Source organism: Variovorax paradoxus B4 (genome assembly GCF_000463015.1).
GTDB lineage: Bacteria > Pseudomonadota > Gammaproteobacteria > Burkholderiales > Burkholderiaceae_C > Variovorax > Variovorax paradoxus_E.
In genome coordinates, this window is the sequence record NC_022247.1 from 2,197,699 (window position 1) to 2,221,429 (window position 23,731).

Sequence of the window (23,731 nt, forward strand, 5' to 3'; positions counted from 1 at the left end):
CCCGAGGAGCATCCGCCCAAAAAAAAGGATGATGCGAGTACGCAACATCCTAGTTTTCGCACCGCGCTGGAGGTGCGTTGGAATCTCGCTGGGAACCCCCCCTTGCGGAGGGCTCCGGCCATTACCTGGTGCCGGTGGTTCCGGTGGTGCCAGTGCCGGTGCCGCCTGGGCCGCCGGGAATGATGAAGCCACCACCGCCGTTGCCACCGCCGCCGCCAAGGGCTGCTGCCAGCAGGACGCCGCCGCCAGCTGCAAGGCCGGCCTGCTGCGTCGTCAGGCCGCCACCGCCAGCTGCGCGAACGGCATCAGCGGCGCTGGTCGGAGGCACAGGCAGTGTTTGGGCGAGTGCAGGCGCGGAGGCCAGGGCTGCAAGGGCCATGGCTGCGATCAGGTGACTATGTTTCATGTGTTTTTCCCGTTCGGATGAAGCTTGGAAGTGAGCGACAGCGTCGACAACCGATAGTAACCGGCGATTGCGCATTGTTACCCTAGTCAACGGCCCGATGGTACCACTCGAGAGAGGGGAAACGGTACCTAAGACGGGGGAGGCGAGAGAGGTCGCGGACGCCCGCGCACAGGCCGATTTCGCGTTACAGCCGGAAACTCAGTCGGGAATTAGAACTTTTGTATTGTTTTTTGAAAATGTCTAACAATTGCAATGTGGTTGCTGTAAGTCGGCTATTACTATTGAATTGTTTTGTTTCAATAATTGCGCAACGACGCGCCTGATTTGAAGGGGTCCTGATGCTCATTGCGCAGCTGTCCGATCCGCACATTCGCGCCGAGGGCGAGCTGTACCAGGGCGTTGTCGACTCCAACAGAATGTTTGCCGAGGCGCTCGCACACGTGCATGCGCTCGATCGTCGCCCTGATCTGCTCGTGCTCACCGGCGACCTTGTCGACGAAGGCCGCGCCGAAGAATACGAGATGGCGCGCACGCTGCTCGCTGCCTCGCGCATTCCGTTTCTCGTCATACCCGGCAACCATGATCGTCGCGAGAGCTTTCGCGCTGCGTTCAGCGACCACGCCTACCTGCCCAAGGCAGGGCCGCTGCATTGGTGCGTGGACGACCACGCGGTGCGCATCATCGGGCTCGACTCGTGCCCCGCCGGAAAGCACCACGGCCACATCGACGCCGAAGGCCTTGCGTGGCTTGCGCGCGTGCTGGCAAAAGACACCGTCAAGCCCACGCTGCTGATGCTGCATCACCCGCCCTTCACGAGCGGCATTCCCTATATGGATGCTTACCGCTGCATGGAGGCGCAGCAGCTCGAAGACGTGGTGCGAGGCGCGCCGAACGTCGAACTGGTGCTGTGTGGGCATGTGCATCGCACGATGCTGCGCCGCTGGGGCGGAACGGTGGTCTGTTCATGCCCGAGCACCACGACGGAAATCGCGTTGCAGCTGCGCCCCGATGCGCCCCCGCAGTCCCACGTCGGGCCGCGCGGCTGCATGCTGCATCTGTGGGACGAGCGGCAGGGCATGGTCAGCCACGTGAGCCATATCGGAGACTTTGCCGGTCCTTACGCGTTCGCCTGAACGCCCCTCTCTCACAAAGGCGGGCTGCTGCCCGCACCACCATGCACCAGGCGCTCGAACACATCGTCCGAGCCCATCTGGCCGCCCTTGAGCATGATCTCCATGCCGTCGAGCGCGGCGGCGTCGCTGTGCACGCGGCACAGCGACGCGCCGGCGCCCATGTCGGCCACATAGGAAAGCCCCCACGCATCGAGCGCCTGCACGGCGTGGCTCGAGGTGTCGCCTCCGGCGATGCCGACGCGTTGCAGCGGCGCCATCGCCAGCACCTTTGCCAGCAGGTCGCCGCCGGCGCGGGAGAGGGCCTGGGCATCGACGTTGTTGCCCTCGGTGGGTGTCTGCTCGGCGGGCCGGGTGCAGGCCAGCACGTTGCGGCCGCGGGCGAGTCCTTGCGCGATGTCGCGGGCATGTCGCTCCAGCGTGGCCGCGTCGCGTTGCGCGAGCCGTGGCGCATCGAGCCACACGGTGTCGAACGAGCGTGCCGCCGCCACCTGGCGCGCCGTGACGGGCGACAGGCTTCCGGCAAGCACCAGCACGGGGCCGCGCGCGGGAGCGACGTGGCGCTGGTCGACTGGCGCATCGCTTCGCGTGCCGAGTGCGCCGGCCAATGCATCGACCACGCTGCTCGGGCCCACGGCCAGCAGCGTGGCGCGCCGGGCCTGCGACCACAGCACATGGCCGATGGCCGCCAGCTGCGGTGCGTCGGCCACGTCGAACAGCACGGCCTCGGCAGTGTTGGCGTCAGCGTCAGGGGAGGGCCGGCGCAGTGCACGCTGCAGCGCCGCGCCGAGCGGATCCGGGCCCTGCGAGGCGGCCGTGAAAGGGATGGAGCGCACGTCGGCCAGGCCCTGCTTTGCCAGGTGCAATCTCAGGTCCGCCTCATGCATCGGCGTGACCGGATGTCGGCTCATCGTCGGATGGCGGTCGATGCGAAACACCTCGCCGCCCGCGCCGGCCGCCGCGAACAGGTTGCCGAACAGGCAGTGCCGGCCGATGTTGGGCTGGCCGCCGATGATCGCGGTCCAGGGCTGTTCGACGGCGCCGCGCAGTGCACGCACGGCCGCGCCGATGGAGCCGATGTGCGGCGCGCTGTCGAAGGTCGAGCAGGTCTTGTAGTGCAGCACGCGTGCGCCGAGCGAGCGGAACAGCGCGGCGACCGGGGCCAGCTCGGCCTGCATGGCCTCGGGCGCCATGGCGCGCGCGGCGCCTGCAATGCCCAGCACGTCGAGCGGCCCGGCCTGCGCGAGCTGCGCGGTGTCGGGCGTCTTCAGGAACAGCAGGGCACGCAGGCCCGCGCGCGCCGCGGTGCCGAGGGTGTCGGTGGCGCCGGTGAAGTCGTCGCCGTAGTAGACGATGGCCGGAGCCGGAGCGGCCGGCATCACGGCTTGCCGAAGAAGGCCAGCGCGCGCGCCAGTTCGGGCGCGCTGCGGGCGGCTTCTTCCAGCGCGGTGCCGGCGCGCGCAGCCGACCAGGCCTGGCGGATGCTGGTGACGCCGGCCGCCGCGCCATCGGGATGCGCGAGGATGCCGCCGCCGGCCATGAAGAGCAGGTCGTCGCTGCCGATGGCGGCCCAGGTGGCCGGCACCGTGCCGGCCCACTGGCCCGACGAGAAGGCCGGCATCACGCGGTCGTCGGCAGCATCGGTCAGCGGCGTGAAGCAGTCGCGCGCCGATTCGATGACTTCGCTGTCGGGCTGCGAGAACTTGCCCTGCAGGCCATGCACGTGCATGTGGTCGACCCCGGCCAGCCGCCAGAGCGTCTGATAGGCCTGGAACGAAATGCCCAGCAGCGGATGGCGCGACAGCGCGCCGTAGCCGTTGCGGTGGCCGTGCAGCGCCAGGCCGGTGTGGCGGCGCAGGGTCTGCATGCCCGAATGGCCGCACCAGTTGAGGCTGGCCATGACGCACGATCCGCCTTCGCGCTCGACCAGGTCGGCGTGCCGCTTCATCGCATCGGTTTCGTCGGTGATGTTGAAGGCCACCATCACGTGCTTGCCGGTGCGCTCCTGGTGGGCGCGCACCACGGCCATCACCGCGGGCACGCGCTCGGCGAGCGGCGCATGCGCGGGATCGGCGCAGACCTCGTCGTCCTTGATGAAGTCGACGCCCGCGGCGCAGAGCCGTGCGACCAGCGCGGCGGTTTCGCTGGCGGACAGGCCCACGTTTGGCTTGATGATGGTGCCGACCAGCGCGCCGCTCGCCACGCCCGTAGTGCGCCGCGTGCCCGCGATGCCGGCGCGCGGCATCTCGAACTGCGTGCGGTACGCGGCCGGCAGTTTCAGCGATTCGAGCCGCAGGCCCGTGACTTCGCCCAGGTCGTAGAGGTTGCCCGACACCGTGGCCGCGAGCGTCGGCAGGTTGGCGCCGATGTTCGCTGCCGGAAACGAGATGTCGACCAGCGCACGGCGCCACGGGCCGCGCGTGCCCTTGCGTTCGAGCAGGGCGTTGGGCAGGCTCGGCGTCTCGGCCGGTGCAAGCTCGGTGATCGCGTCGACCGTGGCGCGCGCGCGTTCGCGCAGTGCGTCGGTCTCGCCCTCGACGCGCGTGAAGGTGCCGCACGATTGTTCGCCGGCCATCACCTCGGCCACGGCGGCCGGGTCCAGCGGCGTCTCGATCAAGTAGCGCGCGCGGATGCGTTCAGTCACGGTCACAGCTTGCTCAGGTCTGGAAAAGGCCGCACCGGCTCGTTGCCGTCCCAGCCTTCGGAGGCGCTGCGGATCAGGTCGAACATCTTGCCCTTGGGCCCCGCCACTTCAGACAGCTCGATCACCGTGCCCGGGTGATATTCGGTGTCGAAGTAGATGAAGCGGCCGCGCTCGCCCACTTCGCCGCTCATCACGGGCTTGAAGCCCTGCGCGGTGAGGCGCGCCAGGTCGGCGTCGTAGTCGGCGGTCCAGTAGGCGACGTGCTGCAGCCCGGTGCGGCCGGCCTGCAGGAAGTCGCGGTACATCGAGGGCACGTCGTTGCGCGTCTGGATCAGCTCGACCTGCACGTAGCCCGAGTTGGCCAGCGCCACCGAGTTGTGGGGTTCGTGCGCCTGGCCGTTGTAGCGGTAGTTCTTGATGGGCACCTTGGGGTTGTAGAACCAGGGGCCCACGCCCAGCGTGGTGCTCCAGTAGTCCATGGCGGCCTCGATGTCGTGCACGACATAGCCCAGCTGGCGAATCTCGCCGAGGAATCGACTCATTGCGGTTGGCTCCGTTGATGTGAGTGTGTTGTTGTGATCAGAACTTGAGAAAACCGGTCGAGAACCACGGGAACGCGGCCACGATCACCAGGCCGACCAGCATGGCGCCGATGTAGCCCCAGATGTGCTTGATGCCTTCGTCGGGGTTGACCTTGCTGACAGCGCAGGCGCCGTAGTAGCCGACGCCGAAGGGCGGCGCGAACAGGCCGATGCCCATCGCGAAGATCACCACCATGGCGTAGTGCACCTCGTGCACGCCCGCCGCCTTGGCAATGGGAAACAGCAGCGGCCCGAACAGCACGATGGCCGGAATGCCCTCGAGCACGCTGCCCAGCACGATGAAGGCCACGATCGACACGGCCAGGAAGCCATAGGCGCCGCCTGGCAGCGCGCCCATGACGCGTGCCAGGTCCTGCGAGAAGCCCGACTGCGTGAGGCCCCAGGCCATGGCCGTGGCACAGCCGACGATGAAGATGATTGCGCCCGAGAGCGAGGCCGTGTCGACGAGCATCGGCTTGAGCCGCTTCCAGTCGAACTGCCGGTACACCACCAGACCGACGATGGCGGAGTAGACGATGCCGATGGTCGACACCTCGGTGGCCGTGGCCACGCCCTCGACCACGGCGGCGCGGATCACGAAGGGCAGCAGCACCGCGGGCAGCGCGACCAGCAGCAGCTTGCCGATCTCGCGCTTGCTGTGGCGCTGCACGCCGCTCAGGTCTTCGCGCCGGTAGCGCCACCACACCACCACGCACAGCGCGGCGCCCAGCACCACGGCCGGCAGCAGCCCGCCCGTGAACAGCGCGGCGATGGAGATGCCCGTGACCGAGCCGATGGTGATCAGCACGATGGACGGCGGAATGGTTTCGGTCTGCGCGCCCGTGGCCGACAGCAGCGCCACCAGGTCGCCGGGCTTGGCGCCGCGCTTGACCATCTCGGGGAACAGCACCGGCGCAATGGCTGCCATGTCGGCGATCTTCGAGCCCGAGATGCCCGACACCAGGTACATCGCGCCGATCAGTACGTAAGAGAGGCCGCCGCGCACATGGCCCAGCAGGCTGGCAAGGAACTGGATCATGGCGCGCGCCATGCCCGTCATCTCGATCAGCGCGCCCAGGAAGATGAAGAGCGGCACCGCGAGCAGGATCAGGTGCGACATGCCTTCGTCGAGCCGGCCCACCATCACCAGCAGCGGCGTGCGCGTGGTGAGCGCCAGGTAGCCGAAGGTGGCCAGCGCGAACGAGAACGCGATGGGCACGCCCGAGAGCACGGTGGCCGCCACCACCACCACGAAGAAGATCACGAGGTTGAACTTGCCCAGCGTCGCGAACAGCGGCGCCGCAAGCCAGAAGGCCGCCACCAGCGCGGCCATGCCGAGCACCGCGACGGCGATCTGCCGCCCGGTGCACACGCGCAAGAGGCGCAGCAGCGCCATCGCCAGCATGATGCCGATGCCGGCCGGAATGGCCGCGGCGCGCCAGGCGTTGCTGATCTCGAGGGCGGGCGTGACGATGAACGACTCTTCGTGCGCATAGTCGATCGACGGCCAGATGATCAGCACCAGGAAGGCGATGGAGGCCGCGATGGCAAAGGCGTCGAGCATGGCGCGGGTCGAGGGCTGCACCTTCTGCAGCAGCGCCGTCATGCGCATGTGCTCGCCGCGCCGCAGCGCCACCACCGCGCCCAGCATCGACAGCCACAGGAACAGGATGGACGCGAGCTCGTCCGACCACACCAGCGGCGCATGGAACACATAGCGCGACACCACGCCCGCGAACAGCACGCAGATCTCGGCCAGCACCAGCAATGCGGCCACGGCCTCGACCAGGCCGCCCAGCACGCGGTCGGCGCGCCCGGCCATGCCGCTCAGCGCGTTGGCGGACGGCCCGGCGCCCACGAACGGGACCGCCTCGAAAGTGGATTCATGCACCATGGACGGTCAGGCCAGCTTGCCGACGGCGCCTTCGAGCAGCGCCCACGCCTCGGGGCCGAAGCGGCCTTTCCACTCGCCATAGAAACCCGACTCGCGCAGCTTGGCGCGAAAGCTCTCGGCCACCGGGCGGTTGATGGTGAGGCCCTTGGCCTGCAGGTCGCCGACCACCGATTCGTTGAGCTTCTTGATGTCTTCGCGCTGCTGCATGCCGGCGTCGTTGATGGCGCGCGCCACGGTGGTCTTGAGGTCATCCGGCAGCGCCTCCCAGGCGCGGCCGTTGGCAATGAACCAGTAGCCGTCCCAGATGTGGTTGGTGAGCGAGCAGAACTTCTGCACCTCGAACAGCTTGGCGACCTGGATGATCGGCAGCGGGTTCTCCTGCGCATCGACGATCTTGGTTTGCAGGGCCGAATACACCTCGCTGAACTGCAGGCTCGCGGGCGCGGCGCCCAGGCCCTTGAACATCGAGATCGACAGCGGGCTCACGGGCACGCGGATCTTCAGGCCGTCCATGTCCTTCGCGTTCGTGACCGCGGCCTTGCTGCTGGTGGTCTGGCGAAAGCCGTTGTCCCACATCTTCTCGAAGGCGTAGAGGCGCGACTTGGCGATGGCGCCGCGCACGTGCGCACCGAGCTTGCCGTCCATGGCGCCCCACACCTGGCTGTAGTCGTTGAAAGCGAAACCCACCGCGTTGATGGCGGCCACCGGCACCAGCGTGGCAATCACCAGCGCCGAGGGCGTGAAGAACTCGATGCCGCCGGAGCGCACCTGCGCCAGCATGTCGGTGTCGCCGCCGAGCTGGTTGTTGGGGAAGATCTTGATCTCGACCCGGCCCTTGGTTTCCTTGGCAATGCGGTCGGCCGCCTCCTGCGCACGGATGTTCAGCGGATGGCTGAGCGGCAGGTTGTTGCCGTACTTGTACGAGAACTCGGCCGCGCGGGCGATGCGCGGCAGGGCCGAGACGATGCCGGCGGCGGGGAGGGCGGAAAGCGTGCGCAGGGCACTGCGGCGGGTCAGCGAGGTCATGTCTTTGTCTCCAGGATCTTCGTAGTTCGGTTGATGCAATCTGATGCACCCTTGAATTCGAGCCACAGCGAAGATAAAAGCATGCATCATCCGGGTCAAACTTGGTTTTGATGGTTTTTGATGTATGCGGGATAACCCTTCACCTCCTTCCGATGCGCGGCGCGCGCGCGTGGTCGACATCGCCCGCGCGGCGCAGGTGTCCACCGCCACCGTCGACCGCGTGCTCAACCGCCGCCCCGGCGTGCGCGATGCCACGGTGCAGCGCGTGCTCAAGGCCGCGGGCGAGCTCGACTACCTGCCGGGCCCCGAGCTCTATGCCGCGCTCACGCCGCCGCCCCTCCGGCTGGTGTTCCTGCTGCCGGCCGGCACCAACCGCTTCATCCGCATGTTGGGCGACATGGTGGGCTATTCGCAGGAGCACTGGGCGCCGTTCAACGTGCAGTGCCGCACGGTGTTCATCGAGAGCTTCAATCCGCACGAGCTGGCGGACGCGCTGCGGCGCCATGGCCAGCGCTGCGACGGCATCGCGATGATGGCGCTGGAGCACCCCGCGGTGCGCGAGGCCGTGGCGGCGCTGGCTGCGCGCGGGCTGCCGGTGGTCACGCTGATCTCGGACCTGTCGAACTCGGAGCGCGCCGCCTTCGTGGGGCTGGACAACCGCGCGGCCGGCCGCACCGCGGGCTACCTCATCGGCCGCTTCATCGGCGCGCGCGCCGCGAAGGTGGCGCTCATCGCGGGCAGCCTGAGCTACAAGGCGCACGAGGAGCGCGAGGCCGGCTTCCTGCACGTGATCGACGAGATGTTCCCGCGGCTCGAGGTGGTGGGCCTGCGCGAAGGCCAGGACGATGCGGGCAAGAACTACCGGCAGACGCGCGCGCTGCTGGAGCAATACCCCGACATGGGCGGCATCTACAACATCGGCGGCGCGTCCGACGGCGTGGCGCGGGCGCTGAAGGAGGCGGGGCGCGAGCAGAAGGTGGTGTTCATCGGGCACGGACTCACGCCCGACACGCGCACGCTGCTGATCGACGGCAGCATGGACGCGGTGATCACGCAGAGCCCGCACACCACGCTGATGAGCTGCGTGCGCATCTTTGCCAACCTGCGCGACGGGCGCGAGGCGCTCAGCGGCGTGGAAACCACCCGCAGCCAGGTGATCTTCCGCGAGAACCTGCCGTAGCCTTTTCTCGCGCCGGGGCCTTCAATCAGTAGGCCGCGCGCGGCGCGGGCTCGGCGGCAGGCGGCGCGCCGCTGAAGTCGGCGGCGAGCTTGCGGGCCGCGCCCGCATACAGCAGCACGTCGACGCCGACCGCGACAAAGGTGCAGCCCAGTTCCAGGTAGTGCCGGGCCAGCTTCGGGTCCGAGGTCAGCGTGCCCGCGGCCTTGCCGGAGGCCACGATGGTGCGCATGGCGGCCTCGATCGCGGCCTGCACCTCCGGGTGGCCGGGCCGGCCCCGGTGGCCCATCGACGCGGCCAGGTCGGCCGGGCCGATGAAGACGCCGTCGATGCCGTCCACCGCGCAGATCTGCGCCAGGTTGGAGAGCGCCGCCACGGTTTCCGCCTGCACCAGCAGGCAGACCTCCGCATCGGCGATGTCGAGGTAGTCGGTGCGTGCGCTCCACTGCGAGGCGCGGCCCACCGCGCTGCCGACGCCGCGGATGCCCAGCGGTGGATAGCGCGTGGCCGACACCAGCGCGCGCGCCTGTTCGGCCGTGTCGACCATGGGCACCAGCAGGTTCTTCGCTCCGATGTCGAGCAGCTGCTTGATGAGCGCCGTGTCGCCCTGCACCGCGCGCACCACCGGCTGGGCGCGGTGGGGCGCCACGGCCTGCAATGCGGCCAGCGTCGAGCGCAGGTCGTTGGGCGCGTGCTCGCCGTCGATCAGCAGCCAGTCGAAGCCGGCGGTGGCGCTCACCTCGGCCATGTAGGGGTCGGCCATCGAGAGCCAGAGGCCGATCTGCGGCTGTTTGGCGGCCAAGGCTGTCTTGAAGGCGTTGAGGGCGGGCATGTCTTTTCCGTTGGATGTGTGGGGTGTGCGCGTGGCGTCAGTCCAGCTGGCCCTGGCAGACGTATTTGGTATGCAGGTAGTCGTCCAGGCCGTGGACCGAGCCTTCGCGGCCGTAGCCTGAATCCTTCACGCCGCCGAAGGGCGCGGCCTCCGCGGCCAGGGCGCCTTCGTTGATGCCGACGATGCCGGCTTCGAGTGCGTCCGCCACGCGCCAGATGCGGCGCACGTCGCGCGAGTAGAAGTACGCGGCCAGGCCGAAGGGCGTGTCGTTGGCCTGGGCCACCACGTCGGCCTCATCCGCGAAGCGCGTCAGCGGAACGACGGGGCCGAAGGTCTCCTCGCAGGCGCAGGCCATGGTGGCGTCGGCGTTCACGAGCACGGTGGGCGCGAAGTAGTTCGGCCCCAGCGCGGGCAGCCGCGCGCCGCCGGTGAGCACGCGCGCGCCACGCGAAACGGCGTCCTGCACATGGCGTTCGATCTTCTCGATGGCGCGCGCATTGATCATCGGGCCGATCTGTGAAGCGGGGTCGCTGGCCGGGCCGACGCGCAGCGCCGAAACACGGGCCGCGAGCAGTTCGGCAAATTCATCATGCGCGGCCTTGTGCACGAACACGCGGTTCGGGCAGACGCAGGTCTGTCCGCCGTTGCGGAACTTGGCCGCCATCAGGCCGTCGACCGCGGCGTGCAGGTCGGCATCCTCGAACACGATGAAGGGCGCATTGCCGCCGAGCTCGAGCGACAGCTTCTTGAGCGTGTCGGCCGAGCGGCGCGCCAGGTGCTTGCCGACCGGCGTCGACCCGGTGAAGGTGATCTTGCGCACGCGGGCATCGTCCAGCCACACATCGACCACTTCGGGCGTGCGCTCGCGCGAGGCCGTCACGATGTTGAGCACGCCCGCGGGCACGCCGGCCTGCGCGGCCAGCGCCACCAGCGCGAGCGAGGTGAGCGGCGTGTCCTCGGCCGGCTTGCAGACCACGGTGCAGCCCGCCGCAAGCGCCGGCGCGATCTTGCGCGCGATCATCGCGGCCGGAAAATTCCACGGCGTGATGGCGGCCACCACGCCCACCGGCTCCTTGATGGCGAACATGCGCCGGCCCGGAACGGGCGCGGGGATCACGTCGCCATTGGCGCGCGTGGCTTCTTCGGCAAACCACTCGATATAGCTGGCCGCGTAGGCGACCTCGCCGATGCCTTCGGCCAGCGGCTTGCCCTGTTCGCGTGAGATCAGGCGGCCGAGGTCGTCCTGATGCGCGAGCACCAGGTCGTTCCAGCGCTTGAGGATCTGTGCGCGCTGCTTGGCCGGCGTGCGGCGCCAGGCGGGGAGCGCCGCATACGCGGCATCGGCGGCGGCACGGGCTGCGTCCGCGCCGGAATCGGGCACCTGTGCGATGAGCGCGCCGGTGGCGGGGTCGGTCACGTCCAGCGTGCGGCCGTCGGTGCTGCACCATTCGCCGGCGATGAAGTTGGCCGTGCGCTGCAGGTCGGGGCGGGTGAGGGTCAGGGGCATTTTTGTTCGTTGTGCTGCAAGGCCAAGGGGAAAGGTCAGCTGACGATGCCAAGGTGCCACGGCACGAACTCATGATCGCCGAGGCCGAGCGCTTCGCTGCGCGTGCGCTCGCCGGAGGCATGGCGCAGGATCTGTTCGAAGATCTGCTGCCCGAGTTCCGGCACCGAGAGTTCGCCGTCGAGCACCACGCCGCAGTTGATGTCCATGTCCTCCTCGAGGCGCTTGAACATCGGCGTGTTGCTGGCCAGCTTGATGGTCGGCGCCGGCTTGCTGCCGAACATCGAGCCGCGCCCGGTGGTGAAGCAGATCAGCTGCGCACCGCTGGCGATCTGCCCGGTGACCGCCACCGGGTCGTAGCCCGGCGAATCCATGAAGACGAAGCCGGCCTGGTCGATGGGCTCCGCGTATTCGTACACGGCCTGCAGCGGCGTGGTGCCGCCCTTCATGGCCGAGCCGAGCGATTTCTCGAAGATGTTGGCCAGCCCGCCGGCCTGGTTGCCGTGCCCCACCACGCCGTTGAACTGCGCGTTCTGGCCCGCGGCATAGCGCTGCCACCAGGCCAGCCGGTCGAGCAGCTTCTGGCCGACCTCGGGCGTCGCGGCGCGCCGCGTGAGCATGAACTCGACGCCATGGATCTCGGGCGTTTCGGAAAGGATGGCGGTGCCGCCATGGCGCACCAGCACATCCATGGCCGCGCCCAGCGCCGGGTTGGCCGTGATGCCCGAGAAGCCGTCGGACCCGCCGCACTCCAGGCCGATCTTCAGGTGGTTGGCGCCCACGCGGGTGCGCTCGGCGGCATTGGCTTCGGGCAGCATTTCTTCCACGGCGCGGATGCCGGCCTCGATCGTCTGGCGCGTGCCGCCCACGTCCTGCATCACCATCGTGCGCATGAGGCGGCCCTGCTGCAGGCCCTGCGAGTCGACCAGCGCGTCGACCTGGTTGCGCTCGCAGCCCAGGCCCACGATCAGCACGCCGGCCAGGTTGGGATGGCGGGCATAGCCGGCCAGGGTGCGGCGCAGCACGTCGAAATGCTCGCTCGGCGACGACATGCCGCAGCCGCTGGTCTGCGCGAAGGCGGCCACGCCGTCCACGTTGGGAAAGGCCGCCAGGCGCTCGGGCGTGAAGTGCGCCGCAATGCGCTTGATGACGGTGGCCGAGCAGTTGACCGACGACAGGATGCCGATGAAATTGCGCGTGCCCACGCGGCCGTCGGCCCGCACGAAGCCCATGAACGTGGCGCGCTCGGCCTCGGGCACATAGGCCACCGGACGCACGTCCTGGCAGAAGGCCGGGTCGCGGTAGGAGTCCACCAGCGTGAGGTTGTGGCTGTGCACGTAGTCGCCCGCCTCGAGGTCGCGCGAGGCCACGCCGATGACGGTGTCGTACTTCTTCACCTGCTCGCCGGCCGCGATGGCGCGCGACGCGATCTTGTGCCCCGCGGGAATCTGCGCGCGTGCGCGCACGCCGAACTCGGCAATCGTCTCGCCCAGGGCGATCGGCGTCTTGGCAACCAGCACGTTGTCGTGCGGGTGCAGGCGAAGCAGGGGGCTGTCGGCCATCAACCTTTCTCCATCAGTTCCTTGAGGTTGAGCTTGCGGATCAGCTCGGTCTCCTGCCGGTAGACGGCTTCGACGTACTTGCGGTAGTCGGGGCCGTCCTGGTACATGACCGGGGCGTCGATGCTGTCGGCCACCTTCCTGAATTCTTCGCTGTTGACGGCCACGCGGAACGCATCGCGCAGCTTCTTTTCCACCGCCGGCGGCAGCCCGCGCGGCGCGCCGATGCCGTTGGGCGCTTCCACCACCACGTCGTAGCCCAGCTCCTTGAGCGTGGGCGTGTCCTTGAAGCGCGGCGTGCGCGCCTCGCCCCAGGTGGCGAGCAGGCGCAGCTTGCCGCTTTCGACGTGCGGCGCCCACGAACTGCTGTCGGCCAGCATGTCGACCTGTTCGCCCAGCACGTCCTGCAGCGCGGCGGAACCGCCCTTGTAGGCAATGGCATTGAACTTGACGCCGGCCGCCTGCGCGAACTGCTCCATGCCCACGTGGGTGGCGCCGCCCACGCCGGCATGCGCGTAGCTGATCGTGCCCGGCTTGGCCTTGGCCTGCGCCACCATGTCCCGCAGCGACTTGAAGGGCGAACTGGCGGGCACCGCGATGCCGAAGGTCTGGCCCGAGGTGCGGGCCAGGTAGCTCAGGTCCTTGAGCGGATCGATCTGCACGGTGCCGATCTGCGCGAAGCGCGTCACCGAGATGGGGATCTGCCCGATCGTGTAGCCGTCGGGGCGGGCCGAGGCCAGCGCCTTGGTGCCGATCATGCCGGAGGCGCCGGCCCGGTTCTCCAGCGCTATGGGCTGGCCGAGCTCGCGCGCGGCGATCTGGCAGATGGCGCGCATCGAGCGGTCCGCGGTACCGCCGGCGGGCCAGGGACAGATGAAGGTGATGGGGCGTTCCGGATAGTCGGCCGCGAAGGCGCGGCCGGTGGCGGTGGCGAGCGCGGCGGCGCCGAGGCCGCCCAGCACCAGTTGGCGCCGCTGCAGGGTGCGTTGCAGGGTCATGTGTGTGTCTCCGACGATTGTTGTTCGAGAAAGCTGGGCGCATTCTTCAGTAGACAATCATTGCAATCCAATGAAATAGCGGACTCTCTTCATAGCCTGGAGGTTATGAAGCGGAAACAGCCGCAAGCACCACGATGAGCCAGATCGACCGCGTCCTGCGTTCCAACCTCAAGTTGCGCCACCTGCAGATGCTGGTGGCGCTCGACCAGTTCCGCCACCTGGGCCGCGCGGCCGAGTTCCTGTCGGTCACGCAGCCGGCGGTGTCCAAGTCGCTGGCGGAAATCGAGCGGATGTTCGGCCTGGCGTTGTTCGAGCGCTCCACGCGCGGGACCGAGCCCACGCCCTACGGCGACAGCGTGGTGCGCTTCGCGCGCTCGGTGCTGGCCGACTACGACCGCACGCGCGACGAGATCGCGGCCGTGGCCAGCGGCGCCGCGGGCCGCACCAGCGTGGGCGCCATGGTGGTGGCCATGCCGGTGCTGATGGCGCGCGCCGTCGAGATGCTCAAGGCGCACTCGTCGCAGACCACGGTGCTGGTGGAGGAGGGCGACCTCACGCGCCTGCTGCCCAAGCTGCGCCTGGGCGAGCTGGACCTGTTCGTGGGGCGGCTGGAGCCCGGCTATGCGGCGCCCGACCTCGAAACCGAGGCGCTGCATGCCGAGCCCATGCAGGCGGTGGTGCGGCCGGGGCATCCGCTGGCCGCGAAGCGCCGGCTGGGCTGGGCCGACCTGGCGAAGGAGCGCTGCGTGATGCCGCCGCCCTGGGCCTCGCTGCGCGTGAAGCTCGACCAGATGTTCTTTCGCGACGGCGTGCATCCGCCGGCCGACATCATCGAGTCGGCCTCCTTCCTGGCGCAGATCAGCTTCCTGCAGCAGCGCGATGCGGTGGCCTTCATGGCGCGCTCGGTGGCGCGGCATTTCCAGCAGCAGGGCATGCTGAAGGTGCTGGCGCTCAAGGTGCCGATCGAGCTGCCGCCGGTGGGCCTCATCACCATGCGCGGGCGCAGGCGCACGCCCAGCACGCAGCAATTGATCGAATGCCTGCGGCGCGCAGCCGGGGTGAAGCCCGGGCGATAGAGGCCGGCGCGGCATCCCCAATTCATGGGTATGCACTCTGCAGTGCCTTCGGACACCATTCGGGGATGTATTTGCACACTCTGGTCGGCGGTCTGCCGCATGCGGAACGCGCGGCATTGGTCCAGGCCAGCGAGCTTCGCTCCTACGGGTGCGATGAAACCGTTCTTGCAACGGGCGAGTGGACGGACAGGCTCTATTGCGTGGCGAGCGGGCTGCTGCGCGTGGTGGTCCAGGGGCGCAGCAGCAGCGGCGACGTCACCACCGACCTCATCCGCCAGGACGAATTCTTTCTCGGCCCCTCTCTCAGCGAGAGCCGCTACCGGGCAAGGCAGACGCTGGTTGCAGCGCAGCCTTCGTCGGTGTATCTGGTGCCGGTTTCGGCCATGCGCGGGCTGTGCGAGCAGCACCCGCAGGTGGCCGTGAAGCTGCTTGGCGCTGCCATCAAGCGCATGAGCGCGATGCGCGGGCAGTTGCGCCGGGATGCGGTGCCGGCCCTCTGTTCCTGACGAGTGCCCTAGCCAAGCTTGCGAAAGATGAAGCCGCTGGCCGGCGCGATCCACCCGGCCTCGCCGGTGGCGCAGGTGCCGTGCGCGGCGGGCGTTGCGGCGCAGCCGGTGAACAGCGTGCCTTCCTCGGCCAGCAGGAACTGGCGTGCAGGCGCGCCATGATCGGCTGGCCGGACGTGCAGCGTTGCACCCCCCAGGCGAAGGGTGTCCCCGGGCTCCGGCCACAGCACGGCGGCATCCGGCCATGCCGATCGAAGCCCTTCAAGCGGCGCGGCCGATGCCCGCGTACCTGCCGCGGTCGAGAGCAGCCACTTCACCTGCCCGGGTGCCGCGGCCCGAAGCGCCTCGCCTTGCACCGAGCCGTGCGGCACGGGATCGATCAACGCCCAGTGGCCGTTTTCGCCGCCGACGAAATAGCTGTGATGCGACTCCGCTGCGCCAGCCACGCGCACGACGCGCGCCGACAGCTGCGTGACGAGGCCGGGCTCGAGCGCGTAGCGTGCGTGGCCCTGGCCGTCGGGGTCGAGGCGGCCGATTTCCTCATAGGCGGCTTCTTCGATGTTCACTGGCCGGCGGCCCGAAGGCCCGTCGGCCAGGCGCGGCATGTTCAGCACGATCCGTGTCAGGCTTCGCGCATGGGCGATGCAGTCGGCGGCGCTGCCGAAGCTTGCCAGCTGCTCGAGCGTGCGCCGCGTCACGTTCATCAGCTTGAGGCCGCGGCGCGGATGCGCCGCCTCCGCCGGCTTCAGCCACATGTGCGCCACGGTCTCGCGGCCGTCGGGCTTCACGGCCTGCCCAGGCGGCATCTGCGCAATGAAGAAGCGGGTGTCGAAGCGGCGCGGCATGCCGGGCGGCGTGAGCCAGTGGCTGAAATAGGCCAGCCGGTCCATCGCCAGGCGCCAGCCTTGCGCGTCGCACATCGCAAGCAGCGCATCGGTGCCCTGCTCGGCGGCATGCCGCATGGATTCGAGCCGGCTCGGCAGCAGCCGGTCGAGCTCGACCAGGCGGTCTTCGGCATCGCTTGCGAACAGCACGCCCGCTTCCTCGAAGCATTCGCGCACCGCGGCGGCGTAGTAGTCGAGGCCGCCATCGGGCACGCCCAGGCGCGCGCTGGCCGCCGCATCGTCCAGGCCCTTGCACATCAGGTGCAGGCGGCGGTCGTGCGCATCGACCACGCCGCCCGGAAACACGCTGGCACCGCTGTTCTGGTCGTCGGCCTTCTCGGCGCGGCGCAGCAGCAGCACTTCCATGCCGTGGGCGCCGTCGCGCAAGAGGATCAGGGAGGCTGCAACGCGGATGGGTCGCGGCATGGACGGCGGTGGACCCGGCGGGGTTGTCGTCGAAGGCTTGGCGTTCATGGGCGCCGATTGTCGGGCCAACGACGGCCTCGGGCACCGCGCTAGATCGCGCGCTGGTTCACCCGCTTCGAGAGCTGCTCGGCGCTTTCCTTGCGCTCGCTGTAGCGGTCGACAAGGTAGGCGGCCGCGTCGCGCGTGAGCAGGGTGAACTTCACCAGTTCCTCCATCACGTCGACCACCCGCTCGTAGTAGGCGGAGGGCTTCATCCGCCCGGCTTCGTCGAACTCCAGGAAGGCCTTGGCGACGGACGACTGGTTGGGGATGGTCAGCATGCGCATCCAGCGCCCGAGCACGCGCAGCTGGTTCACCGCATTGAACGACTGCGATCCGCCCGACACCTGCATGACGGCCAGCGTCTTGCCCTGCGTGGGCCTTACCGCGCCCACGCTCAGCGGAATCCAGTCGATCTGCGCCTTCATGATGCCGGTCATGGCGCCGTGGCGTTCGGGCGAGCACCACACCATGCCTTCGGCCCATTGCGCGAGCTCGCGCAGTTCCTGCACCTTGGGATGGTCGTCGGGCGCGCTGTCGGGCAGCGGCAGGCCGGCGGGATCGAAGATGCGCGTTTCGCCGCCCATGGCCTGCAGCAGCCGCGCGGCCTCTTCGGTCAGCAGGCGGCTGTAGGAGCGCTCGCGCAGCGAGCCGTACAGCAGCAGGAAGCGCGGTGCGTGGCGCGCCGGCGCCGTGTTGGAGAAGCGCTCGGGCGAGGGCCGGTCGAACAGCTCGGCGTCGATGTTCGGAAGCTCAGGCAGCGCGATCGACACGGCGGCCCTCCGCATCGATGACCATCTCGCCGTCTTCCTTGGTGAACGGGCCTTTTTGCGGCAAGGGCAGGATGTCGAGCACTTCCTCGGAAGGGCGGCACAGGCGCGTGCCGATCGGCGTGACGACGATGGGGCGGTTGATGAGGATCGGATGCGCGAGCATGAAGTCGAGCAGCTGATCGTCGGACCATTTGGCATCGTCGAGCCCGAGTTCGTCGTAGGGCGTGCCCTTGCGGCGCAGCAGCGCGCGCGGCGCCATGGCCATGGCGGCGAGCAGTTCGCGCAGCGTTTCCTTGGCGGGCGGGGTCTTCAGGTATTCGATGACCCGGGGCTCTTCGCCGCTGTTGCGGATCATCGCCAGCGTGTTGCGCGAGGTGCCGCACGCGGGGTTGTGAAAGATCGTGATGGAGGAAGGATTTGTCGATTGCATTCCTGCGATTATGCAACTATTATTGAACGATGGAAGAACAGGACATCGTCAGATCCCTTGCCGCGCTGGCCCAGCCGGTGCGCCTTCAGGTTTTCCGCGCCCTGGTGGTTGCGGGCCCGGCGGGGCTCACGCCCGGCGCGCTGGTCGAGGCGCTCGACGTGCAGGCCACCAGCCTGTCGTTCCATCTGAAGGAGCTGACCCATTCGGGGCTGGTGACGCAGGAGCGCAGCGGCCGTAACCTGATCTACCGCGCGGCGTTCGAGCAGATGAACGCGCTGATCGGGTACCTCACTGAGAACTGCTGCCAGGGCGAGGCTTGCCTGCCCCAGGCGGCCCAGGCTTGTCCATGCTGAAGGAGAAACCATGAAACGATTCCATGTGCATCTGAACGTCCAGGATCTGCCGGCGAGCATCGCCTTCTATTCCAGGCTTTTCGCCTCGGAGCCGGCGCGGGTGGAGAGCGACTACGCCAAGTGGATGCTCACCGATCCGCCGGTGAATTTTGCGGTGTCGACGCGCGCCAATTCGCTGGGCATCGACCATCTCGGACTGCAGGCCGAGAACGAGGAGGAACTCGCGGAACTCAAGGCCCGCGTCGCGGACGCCCAGATCGAAACCTTCGACGAAGGCGCCACCACCTGCTGCTACGCACGCAGCGAAAAGCACTGGATCACCGATCCGCAGGGCATTGCCTGGGAGCACTTCCACACGCTGGGCAATGTGCCGGTGTATGGCGAGAAGAGGGCGGTTGCGAGCCGGAAGACTGCGTGCTGCGCACCTGGGACGCGCGAGGCGAACTGCCATGGCTGAAAGAATCTACAACGTGCTCTTCGTGTGCACGGGCAACTCCGCGCGATCGATCATGGCCGAAGGCCTGCTCAACCACATGGGCGAAGGCCGGTTCAAGGCGTATTCGGCGGGCAGCCATCCGACGGGCAGGGTCAGCCCGCAGGCGCTGCGCACGCTCCAGAGGCTGCGGCTTCCCGCAGAGGGCTACCGCAGCAAGAACTGGGACGAGTTCGCCGGGCCCGGCGCCCCCGCCATGGACTTCGTGCTGACGGTTTGCGACAAGGCTGCGGGCGAGGTGTGCCCGGTATGGCCGGGCCAGCCGATGACGGCCCATTGGGGTGTGGCCGATCCCGCGGCTTTCGAGGGCTCGGAAGAAGCGACCGAGCGCCAGTTCATGGACACGGCGCTGACCTTGAAGCGCCGCATCGAGCTGATGCTGGCGCTGCCGCTCGCGCGGCTCGATGCCATGGCCATCCAGCGCGAGATGCGCGACATCGGCAGGGTCCAGAAGGCTGCGCCATGACGGTCAACGTGTTGATCCTGTGCACGCACAACTCGGCCCGCAGCGTGCTCGCCGAAGGCATGCTCAACCACCTAGCGCGAAAGGCGGGCAGGGACGTGCGGGCCTACAGCGCCGGCAGCGCGCCGAGCGGGCGCCTGAACCCTTTCGCGCTCGAGGCGCTCGCCAATGCGGGGGTCGACGTGTCGGCCTGCCGCAGCAAGAGCTGGGACGAGTTCGTGGGCGAAGACAAGCCGGCCATGCGCATCGTCATCACCGTGTGCGACAGTGCCGCGCAGGAAGCCTGCCCGTACTGGCCCGGCAGCCCGGTGAAGGTGCACTGGGGCTACCCCGATCCGTCGAATGCGCCCGGCGGCGACGAAGGCAAGCGGGTGGCCTTCGAACTGACGCGCCAGGCGCTCGCCTATCGCCTCGTGCAGCTGCTGGCCCTGCCGATCGAGACGATGGCGGACTCCGAACTCCAGGCGGCGCTGGCCGCGATTTCCGAAAGCTGACTTTTCCATGAGCTCCCATACCGCCACCGCCGCCGCTGCATCGTCCGCACCGCCACCCGCCATCGGCTTCTTCGAGCGCTACCTCACGATCTGGGTTGCGCTGTGCATCGTGGTGGGCATTGCGCTGGGCCAGTGGCTGCCGGGCGTGTTCCGCGGCATTGCCGCGCTCGAGGTGGCCAAGGTCAACGTGCCGGTCGGCGTGCTGATCTGGGTGATGATCATCCCGATGCTGCTGAAGATCGACTTCGCGGCGCTCGGGCAGGTGAAGGCGCACTGGCGCGGCATCGGCGTCACGCTCTTCATCAACTGGGCCGTGAAGCCGTTCTCGATGGCGCTGCTGGGCTGGATCTTCATCCGCCACGTGTTCGCGCCGCTGCTTGCGCCGACGCAGCTCGACAGCTACATCGCGGGCCTGATCCTGCTGGCGGCGGCGCCCTGCACGGCGATGGTGTTCGTGTGGAGCCAGCTGTGCAAGGGCGACCCGTACTTCACGCTGTCGCAGGTGGCGCTCAACGACGCGATCATGGTGGTGGCCTTCGCGCCCGTGGTCGCTCTGCTGCTCGGGCTGTCGTCGATCACGGTGCCCTGGGACACGCTGCTGACTTCGGTGGGCCTGTACATCGTGGTGCCGGTGATCATCGCGCAACTGCTGCGCAAGCACCTGCTCAAGAAGGGCACGGCGCACTTCCAGGCGGCGGCGGCGCGGCTCGGGCCATGGTCGATCTCGGCGCTGCTGCTGACGCTGGTGCTGCTGTTCGCCTTCCAGGGCGAGGCCATCATCCGGCAGCCGCTGGTGATCGCACTGCTCGCGGTGCCCATCCTGATCCAGGTGTTCCTGAACTCGGGGCTGGCCTATGTGCTCAATCGCAAGCTGGGCGTGGCGCACTGCGTGGCCGGCCCGTCGGCGCTGATCGGCGCCAGCAATTTCTTCGAGCTCGCGGTGGCCACGGCCATCAGCCTGTTCGGCTTCCAGTCGGGCGCCGCGCTGGCCACGGTGGTGGGCGTGCTGATCGAGGTGCCGGTGATGCTGCTGGTGGTCGCGGTGGTCAACCGGTCGCAGGGCTGGTACGAAAGAGGCGCGAAGGCGGGCTGACCGGCGCCGAGGCCGCCACGGCATGACGCCCGCATCCCGCCGGGCGCTGACGGTGTCGGCGCTCGGAACGGCGCAGACGCTCTCCTGGGCCTCGTCGTACTACCTGCCCGCCATGCTGGCCGCGCCCATCGCGCGCGACCTCGGCGCGCCGTCGTTCATCGTGTTTGCCGCGTTCTCCTTGGCGCTGGTGGTGTCGGCCGCGCTGGGGCCCTTTGCCGGCAAGGCGATCGACCGGTTCGGCGGACGGCCCGTGCTGATGGGCAGCAACCTCGTCTTTGCCGCGGGCCTGCTGGCACTGTCGCAGGCCGCGAGCGTTCCGTGGCTGATGGCCGCGTGGGGCCTGATCGGCGTCGCGATGGGCAGCGGGCTGTACGAGGCGGCTTTTGCCACGGTGGTGCGCATTCACGGCGCCGACTCGCGCGGCGCCATCACGGGCATCACCCTGTTCGCGGGATTTGCCAGCACGGTGGGCTGGCCGTTGACGGCGTTTCTCGAAGCGCACTGCGGCTGGCGCGGCGCATGCATGGCCTGGGCGGGCCTGCACCTGGTGCTGGGGCTGCCGCTGAATGCCATCGTTCCGAGGGTGCGGGAGGCCGCGGCGCAGCGGCTTCCCGAGGCCGGGCAAGCCGCCGCGCCGGCGCCTGGCAGGGCCCGGCCGCGAAGGACGGAAATTTTGCTGGCCTATGTCTTTGCCGTCGGGTGGTTCGTCAGCACGGCCATGGCGGCGCATCTGCCGAGCCTGCTGCACGCGAGCGGGGTGTCGGCGATGGCCGCGGTTTCCATTGCCGCGCTGGTGGGGCCGGCGCAGGTGGCGGGCCGCCTGCTGGAGTTCGGTTTTCTCAGGCGTGCGCCGGCGCTGCTGTCGGCGCGGATCGCCGCTCTGGCGCATCCGCTGGGGGTGGCCGCGCTGTTGATGTTCGGTGCGCCGGCGGCCATGGTCTTTGCCGTGCTGCATGGCGCCGGGAACGGCATTCTCACGATCGCGGTCGGGACGCTGCCCTTGCTGCTGTTCGGCCCCCAGGGCTACGGCGGGCGGCAGGGCCTGCTGATGGTGCCCGCGCGGCTGCTGCAGGCCGGTGCGCCGTTCCTGTTCGGCTTGCTCGTGCAGGGCTGGGGCGAGCGCGCGCTGTGGGCTTCGGCGTTCCTCGGGCTCACGGCGGCCGGCGCGCTGATGTGCATCTCGGTGCCGGGCGCGCCTCGAAGCGACCGCCGCTGAAGGCTTTTCAACGGTTTGCGGCTTCTCGCGGGGAGCGTGTTCTCCGACAGGGGCCTGGCGGCTTTGGAGCCATGATCCGGGCAGCCCCGCTTGTGTTCAACGCAGCGCCCATGAAGATCGCGACCTTCAACGTCAATGGCATCAACAGCCGGCTTGCGCTTGTGCTGGCGTGGCTGGCCGAGTCCCGCCCGGACGTGGCCTGCCTGCAGGAGCTGAAATCCCCGGACCAGAACTTTCCCGCCGCGGCCATTCGCGAGGCGGGCTACGGCGTGCTGTTCCACGGCCAGCGCGCATGGAACGGCGTGGCCATTCTGGCGCGTGGAAGGGAGCCGATCGAAACCGGCCGCGGGCTCGACGGAAACTCCGAAGACAGCCAGAGCCGCTATCTCGAAGCCGTGGTGGGCGGCGTGATCGTCGGCTGCCTGTACCTGCCCAACGGCAATCCGCAGCCCGGCCCCAAGTTCGACTACAAGCTCGAATGGTTCGAGCGGCTGAACGCCCATGCGCGCCTTCTCTACGGCTGCGGCATGCCGGCGGTGCTGGCCGGCGACTTCAACGTGGTGCCCACCGATGCGGACATCTACAACCCCGCGTCATGGCAGGACGACGCACTGCTGCAGCCGGAAAGCCGCGCGGCCTTCGCCCGCCTGCTGAAGCAAGGATGGACCGACGCGATCCGTGCGCGCCATCCCGACGAAGCGATCTACACCTATTGGGACTACTGGCGCAACCGCTGGCCGCGCAATGCGGGCCTGCGCATCGACCACCTGCTGCTCAACCGCGAACTCGCACCCTTGCTGACCGATGCGAACGTGGACCGCGAAGTGCGCGGCCGGCCCGGGGCGAGCGACCACGCGCCGGTCTGGGTCGAGCTCGACCTGCCCGCATGCTGATCAAGGAGGCCGCCATGGATGAAGGAGTTACATTTACGTACTTATCGAGCTGCCTGAACGACCCGGCCCCTTTCCCGCGAGATCCACTCCAGTGACCATTGGAACAACGGCAGATGCTTGCTTTCCCGGCTTCGATGACGGGTTCGTCATGGCTTTCCAGCCGATCGTGGATTTCGAGCGGCGCGAAGTCTTCGCGCACGAAGCCCTGGTGCGCGGCACGTCGGGCGAGGGCGCCTTCGAGGTTCTGTCGCGCGTGAACCCGCGCCAGCGTTTCGCGTTTCACGAGGCATGCCGCGTGAAAGCCATCGAGACCGCCTCCGCGCTGGGCATGGAGACGCGGCTGAGCCTCAACATCCTGCCCAACGACGTGGCCGAGCGGCAGGCCGAGTGCTTTCATACCGCCATGGTGGCCGCGCAGCGCTGCAATTTTCCGGTGAACCACCTGATGTTCGAGATCACCGAAGGCGAACGCGTGGCGGACCTGCCTGCGCTGGCGGCGGTGTTCCGCACCTACAAGGACTACGGCTTCACCTCCGCCATCGACGACTTCGGCGCCGCCTATGCGGGCTTCGAGCTTCTGGCCGGATTCCAGCCCGACGTGGTGAAGATCGACATGGGCCTGGTGCGCAACATCCACAACGACCCGGTTCGGCTCAGCATCGTGAAGGGCTTCGTGGGCACCTGCGACGAGCTCGGCATCCGGGTGGTGGCGGAAGGCGTCGAGGCTTCGCAGGAGGTCCACGCCCTCCGGTCGCTGGGCGTGGGCCTGTTCCAGGGCTACCTGTTCGCCAGGCCCGGCATCGCCATGCTGCCGGCCGTGGCGTGGGACGCCGCCTGAGGC

General features: G+C 68.6%; 25 protein-coding genes. 12 read left to right on the forward strand and 13 right to left on the reverse strand.

The features are described 5' to 3' along the window. Positions 1-121 precede the first annotated feature (121 nt). Positions 122-406, reverse strand: coding sequence for a hypothetical protein (locus VAPA_RS10215; RefSeq protein WP_041946071.1), 285 nt, complete (start codon positions 404-406; stop codon positions 122-124). A gap of 338 nt (positions 407-744) precedes the next feature. Here VAPA_RS10215 and VAPA_RS10220 point away from each other — a divergent pair, with 338 nt between their 5' ends. Continuing rightward, positions 745-1,539: a phosphodiesterase gene (locus tag VAPA_RS10220; protein ID WP_021006691.1), complete on the forward strand. Its 795-nt coding sequence runs from the start codon at positions 745-747 to the stop codon at positions 1,537-1,539. 11 nt (positions 1,540-1,550) lie between these two features. On the opposite strand, the gene VAPA_RS10225 is transcribed toward VAPA_RS10220, so the two are convergent. From VAPA_RS10225 to VAPA_RS10245, 5 genes are read right to left on the reverse strand one after another with little or no spacing between them, the layout of a single operon-like run. After that, positions 1,551-2,915: a four-carbon acid sugar kinase family protein gene (locus VAPA_RS10225; protein WP_021006692.1), complete on the reverse strand. Its 1,365-nt coding sequence runs from the start codon at positions 2,913-2,915 to the stop codon at positions 1,551-1,553. After that, on the reverse strand, positions 2,915-4,186 hold the full coding sequence (locus VAPA_RS10230; protein ID WP_021006693.1) for a ribulose-bisphosphate carboxylase large subunit family protein: 1,272 nt from the start codon (positions 4,184-4,186) through the stop codon (positions 2,915-2,917). Before VAPA_RS10230 ends, VAPA_RS10225 begins: the two co-directional genes overlap by 1 nt. Continuing rightward, positions 4,183-4,722 carry a VOC family protein gene (locus VAPA_RS10235; protein WP_021006694.1) on the reverse strand — a complete coding sequence of 180 codons (540 nt, stop codon included), beginning with the start codon at positions 4,720-4,722 and terminating at the stop codon, positions 4,183-4,185. Before VAPA_RS10235 ends, VAPA_RS10230 begins: the two co-directional genes overlap by 4 nt. Positions 4,723-4,759: 37 nt before the next feature. Next, complete coding sequence (locus VAPA_RS10240) at positions 4,760-6,655, reverse strand: TRAP transporter large permease (protein WP_021006695.1); 1,896 nt, start codon at positions 6,653-6,655, stop codon at positions 4,760-4,762. Between the two features lie 6 nt (positions 6,656-6,661). Continuing rightward, positions 6,662-7,681, reverse strand: coding sequence for a TRAP transporter substrate-binding protein (locus VAPA_RS10245; protein WP_021006696.1), 1,020 nt, complete (start codon positions 7,679-7,681; stop codon positions 6,662-6,664). A 124-nt stretch (positions 7,682-7,805) separates the two neighbouring features. Here VAPA_RS10245 and VAPA_RS10250 point away from each other — a divergent pair, with 124 nt between their 5' ends. After that, complete coding sequence (locus VAPA_RS10250; protein WP_021006697.1) at positions 7,806-8,861, forward strand: LacI family DNA-binding transcriptional regulator; 1,056 nt, start codon at positions 7,806-7,808, stop codon at positions 8,859-8,861. A 25-nt stretch (positions 8,862-8,886) separates the two neighbouring features. Here the strand turns inward: VAPA_RS10250 and hpaI are convergent, their stop codons facing one another. From hpaI to VAPA_RS10270, 4 genes are read right to left on the reverse strand one after another with little or no spacing between them, the layout of a single operon-like run. After that, positions 8,887-9,690, reverse strand: coding sequence for a 4-hydroxy-2-oxoheptanedioate aldolase (gene hpaI / locus VAPA_RS10255; RefSeq protein ID WP_021006698.1), 804 nt, complete (start codon positions 9,688-9,690; stop codon positions 8,887-8,889). A gap of 37 nt (positions 9,691-9,727) precedes the next feature. Beyond that, positions 9,728-11,197 carry an NAD-dependent succinate-semialdehyde dehydrogenase gene (locus tag VAPA_RS10260; RefSeq protein WP_021006699.1) on the reverse strand — a complete coding sequence of 490 codons (1,470 nt, stop codon included), beginning with the start codon at positions 11,195-11,197 and terminating at the stop codon, positions 9,728-9,730. Positions 11,198-11,232: 35 nt separating this feature from the next. Further along, complete coding sequence (locus VAPA_RS10265; RefSeq protein WP_021006700.1) at positions 11,233-12,756, reverse strand: UxaA family hydrolase; 1,524 nt, start codon at positions 12,754-12,756, stop codon at positions 11,233-11,235. Then, positions 12,756-13,751, reverse strand: coding sequence for a tripartite tricarboxylate transporter substrate binding protein (locus VAPA_RS10270; protein ID WP_021006701.1), 996 nt, complete (start codon positions 13,749-13,751; stop codon positions 12,756-12,758). The genes VAPA_RS10265 and VAPA_RS10270 overlap by 1 nt, the downstream gene beginning before the upstream one ends. A 134-nt stretch (positions 13,752-13,885) precedes the next feature. Here VAPA_RS10270 and VAPA_RS10275 point away from each other — a divergent pair, with 134 nt between their 5' ends. Beyond that, positions 13,886-14,827 (forward strand): LysR substrate-binding domain-containing protein, encoded by a 942-nt coding sequence (locus tag VAPA_RS10275; protein WP_021006702.1) that lies wholly within the window; start codon positions 13,886-13,888, stop codon positions 14,825-14,827. A gap of 65 nt (positions 14,828-14,892) precedes the next feature. After that, complete coding sequence (locus VAPA_RS10280) at positions 14,893-15,333, forward strand: Crp/Fnr family transcriptional regulator (RefSeq protein WP_021006703.1); 441 nt, start codon at positions 14,893-14,895, stop codon at positions 15,331-15,333. A gap of 8 nt (positions 15,334-15,341) precedes the next feature. Here VAPA_RS10280 and VAPA_RS10285 read toward each other — a convergent pair whose 3' ends face one another. The 3 genes from VAPA_RS10285 to arsC all read right to left on the reverse strand — a co-directional run bounded on the left by VAPA_RS10285 (position 15,342) and on the right by arsC (position 17,885). Next, positions 15,342-16,643 carry an NUDIX domain-containing protein gene (locus tag VAPA_RS10285; RefSeq protein WP_021006704.1) on the reverse strand — a complete coding sequence of 434 codons (1,302 nt, stop codon included), beginning with the start codon at positions 16,641-16,643 and terminating at the stop codon, positions 15,342-15,344. Between the two features lie 89 nt (positions 16,644-16,732). Next, positions 16,733-17,470, reverse strand: a complete 738-nt coding sequence (arsH, locus tag VAPA_RS10290) for an arsenical resistance protein ArsH (RefSeq protein ID WP_021006705.1) — start codon at positions 17,468-17,470, stop codon at positions 16,733-16,735. Further along, positions 17,436-17,885, reverse strand: a complete 450-nt coding sequence (arsC, locus tag VAPA_RS10295; RefSeq protein WP_021006706.1) for an arsenate reductase (glutaredoxin) — start codon at positions 17,883-17,885, stop codon at positions 17,436-17,438. Before arsC ends, arsH begins: the two co-directional genes overlap by 35 nt. 29 nt (positions 17,886-17,914) lie before the next feature. Here arsC and VAPA_RS10300 point away from each other — a divergent pair, with 29 nt between their 5' ends. The 8 genes from VAPA_RS10300 to VAPA_RS10335 all read left to right on the forward strand — a co-directional run bounded on the left by VAPA_RS10300 (position 17,915) and on the right by VAPA_RS10335 (position 23,728). Further along, positions 17,915-18,238, forward strand: coding sequence for an ArsR/SmtB family transcription factor (locus VAPA_RS10300; RefSeq protein WP_021006707.1), 324 nt, complete (start codon positions 17,915-17,917; stop codon positions 18,236-18,238). Between the two features lie 10 nt (positions 18,239-18,248). Then, a complete protein-coding gene (locus tag VAPA_RS10305; protein WP_021006708.1) occupies positions 18,249-18,695 on the forward strand; it encodes an ArsI/CadI family heavy metal resistance metalloenzyme in 447 nt (148 codons plus the stop codon). After that, a complete protein-coding gene (locus VAPA_RS10310) occupies positions 18,688-19,197 on the forward strand; it encodes an arsenate reductase ArsC (RefSeq protein WP_021006709.1) in 510 nt (169 codons plus the stop codon). Before VAPA_RS10305 ends, VAPA_RS10310 begins: the two co-directional genes overlap by 8 nt. Continuing rightward, on the forward strand, positions 19,194-19,688 hold the full coding sequence (locus VAPA_RS10315) for an arsenate reductase ArsC (protein WP_021006710.1): 495 nt from the start codon (positions 19,194-19,196) through the stop codon (positions 19,686-19,688). The genes VAPA_RS10310 and VAPA_RS10315 overlap by 4 nt, the downstream gene beginning before the upstream one ends. 7 nt (positions 19,689-19,695) lie before the next feature. Next, positions 19,696-20,781, forward strand: coding sequence for an ACR3 family arsenite efflux transporter (arsB, locus tag VAPA_RS10320; protein WP_021006711.1), 1,086 nt, complete (start codon positions 19,696-19,698; stop codon positions 20,779-20,781). A 22-nt stretch (positions 20,782-20,803) separates the two neighbouring features. Beyond that, positions 20,804-21,997, forward strand: a complete 1,194-nt coding sequence (locus VAPA_RS10325) for an MFS transporter (protein ID WP_021006712.1) — start codon at positions 20,804-20,806, stop codon at positions 21,995-21,997. 110 nt (positions 21,998-22,107) lie between these two features. Continuing rightward, on the forward strand, positions 22,108-22,890 hold the full coding sequence (locus tag VAPA_RS10330; RefSeq protein WP_021006713.1) for an exodeoxyribonuclease III: 783 nt from the start codon (positions 22,108-22,110) through the stop codon (positions 22,888-22,890). Between the two features lie 148 nt (positions 22,891-23,038). Next, positions 23,039-23,728 carry an EAL domain-containing protein gene (locus VAPA_RS10335; RefSeq protein ID WP_041946072.1) on the forward strand — a complete coding sequence of 230 codons (690 nt, stop codon included), beginning with the start codon at positions 23,039-23,041 and terminating at the stop codon, positions 23,726-23,728. Positions 23,729-23,731 lie beyond the last annotated feature (3 nt).

Coding starts and splice junctions, on each gene's coding strand:
- VAPA_RS10215 (WP_041946071.1), bottom strand. CDS start 406: ATGAAACATAGTCACCTGATCGCAGCCATGGCCCTTGCAGCCCTGGCC.
- VAPA_RS10220 (WP_021006691.1), top strand. CDS start 745: ATGCTCATTGCGCAGCTGTCCGATCCGCACATTCGCGCCGAGGGCGAG.
- VAPA_RS10225 (WP_021006692.1), bottom strand. CDS start 2,915: ATGCCGGCCGCTCCGGCTCCGGCCATCGTCTACTACGGCGACGACTTC.
- VAPA_RS10235 (WP_021006694.1), bottom strand. CDS start 4,722: ATGAGTCGATTCCTCGGCGAGATTCGCCAGCTGGGCTATGTCGTGCAC.
- VAPA_RS10240 (WP_021006695.1), bottom strand. CDS start 6,655: ATGGTGCATGAATCCACTTTCGAGGCGGTCCCGTTCGTGGGCGCCGGG.
- VAPA_RS10245 (WP_021006696.1), bottom strand. CDS start 7,681: ATGACCTCGCTGACCCGCCGCAGTGCCCTGCGCACGCTTTCCGCCCTC.
- VAPA_RS10250 (WP_021006697.1), top strand. CDS start 7,806: ATGCGGGATAACCCTTCACCTCCTTCCGATGCGCGGCGCGCGCGCGTG.
- hpaI (WP_021006698.1), bottom strand. CDS start 9,690: ATGCCCGCCCTCAACGCCTTCAAGACAGCCTTGGCCGCCAAACAGCCG.
- VAPA_RS10260 (WP_021006699.1), bottom strand. CDS start 11,197: ATGCCCCTGACCCTCACCCGCCCCGACCTGCAGCGCACGGCCAACTTC.
- VAPA_RS10265 (WP_021006700.1), bottom strand. CDS start 12,756: ATGGCCGACAGCCCCCTGCTTCGCCTGCACCCGCACGACAACGTGCTG.
- VAPA_RS10270 (WP_021006701.1), bottom strand. CDS start 13,751: ATGACCCTGCAACGCACCCTGCAGCGGCGCCAACTGGTGCTGGGCGGC.
- VAPA_RS10275 (WP_021006702.1), top strand. CDS start 13,886: ATGAGCCAGATCGACCGCGTCCTGCGTTCCAACCTCAAGTTGCGCCAC.
- VAPA_RS10280 (WP_021006703.1), top strand. CDS start 14,893: ATGTATTTGCACACTCTGGTCGGCGGTCTGCCGCATGCGGAACGCGCG.
- VAPA_RS10285 (WP_021006704.1), bottom strand. CDS start 16,643: ATGCCGCGACCCATCCGCGTTGCAGCCTCCCTGATCCTCTTGCGCGAC.
- arsH (WP_021006705.1), bottom strand. CDS start 17,470: ATGCGGAGGGCCGCCGTGTCGATCGCGCTGCCTGAGCTTCCGAACATC.
- arsC (WP_021006706.1), bottom strand. CDS start 17,885: ATGCAATCGACAAATCCTTCCTCCATCACGATCTTTCACAACCCCGCG.
- VAPA_RS10300 (WP_021006707.1), top strand. CDS start 17,915: ATGGAAGAACAGGACATCGTCAGATCCCTTGCCGCGCTGGCCCAGCCG.
- VAPA_RS10305 (WP_021006708.1), top strand. CDS start 18,249: ATGAAACGATTCCATGTGCATCTGAACGTCCAGGATCTGCCGGCGAGC.
- VAPA_RS10310 (WP_021006709.1), top strand. CDS start 18,688: ATGGCTGAAAGAATCTACAACGTGCTCTTCGTGTGCACGGGCAACTCC.
- VAPA_RS10315 (WP_021006710.1), top strand. CDS start 19,194: ATGACGGTCAACGTGTTGATCCTGTGCACGCACAACTCGGCCCGCAGC.
- arsB (WP_021006711.1), top strand. CDS start 19,696: ATGAGCTCCCATACCGCCACCGCCGCCGCTGCATCGTCCGCACCGCCA.
- VAPA_RS10325 (WP_021006712.1), top strand. CDS start 20,804: ATGACGCCCGCATCCCGCCGGGCGCTGACGGTGTCGGCGCTCGGAACG.
- VAPA_RS10330 (WP_021006713.1), top strand. CDS start 22,108: ATGAAGATCGCGACCTTCAACGTCAATGGCATCAACAGCCGGCTTGCG.
- VAPA_RS10335 (WP_041946072.1), top strand. CDS start 23,039: ATGGCTTTCCAGCCGATCGTGGATTTCGAGCGGCGCGAAGTCTTCGCG.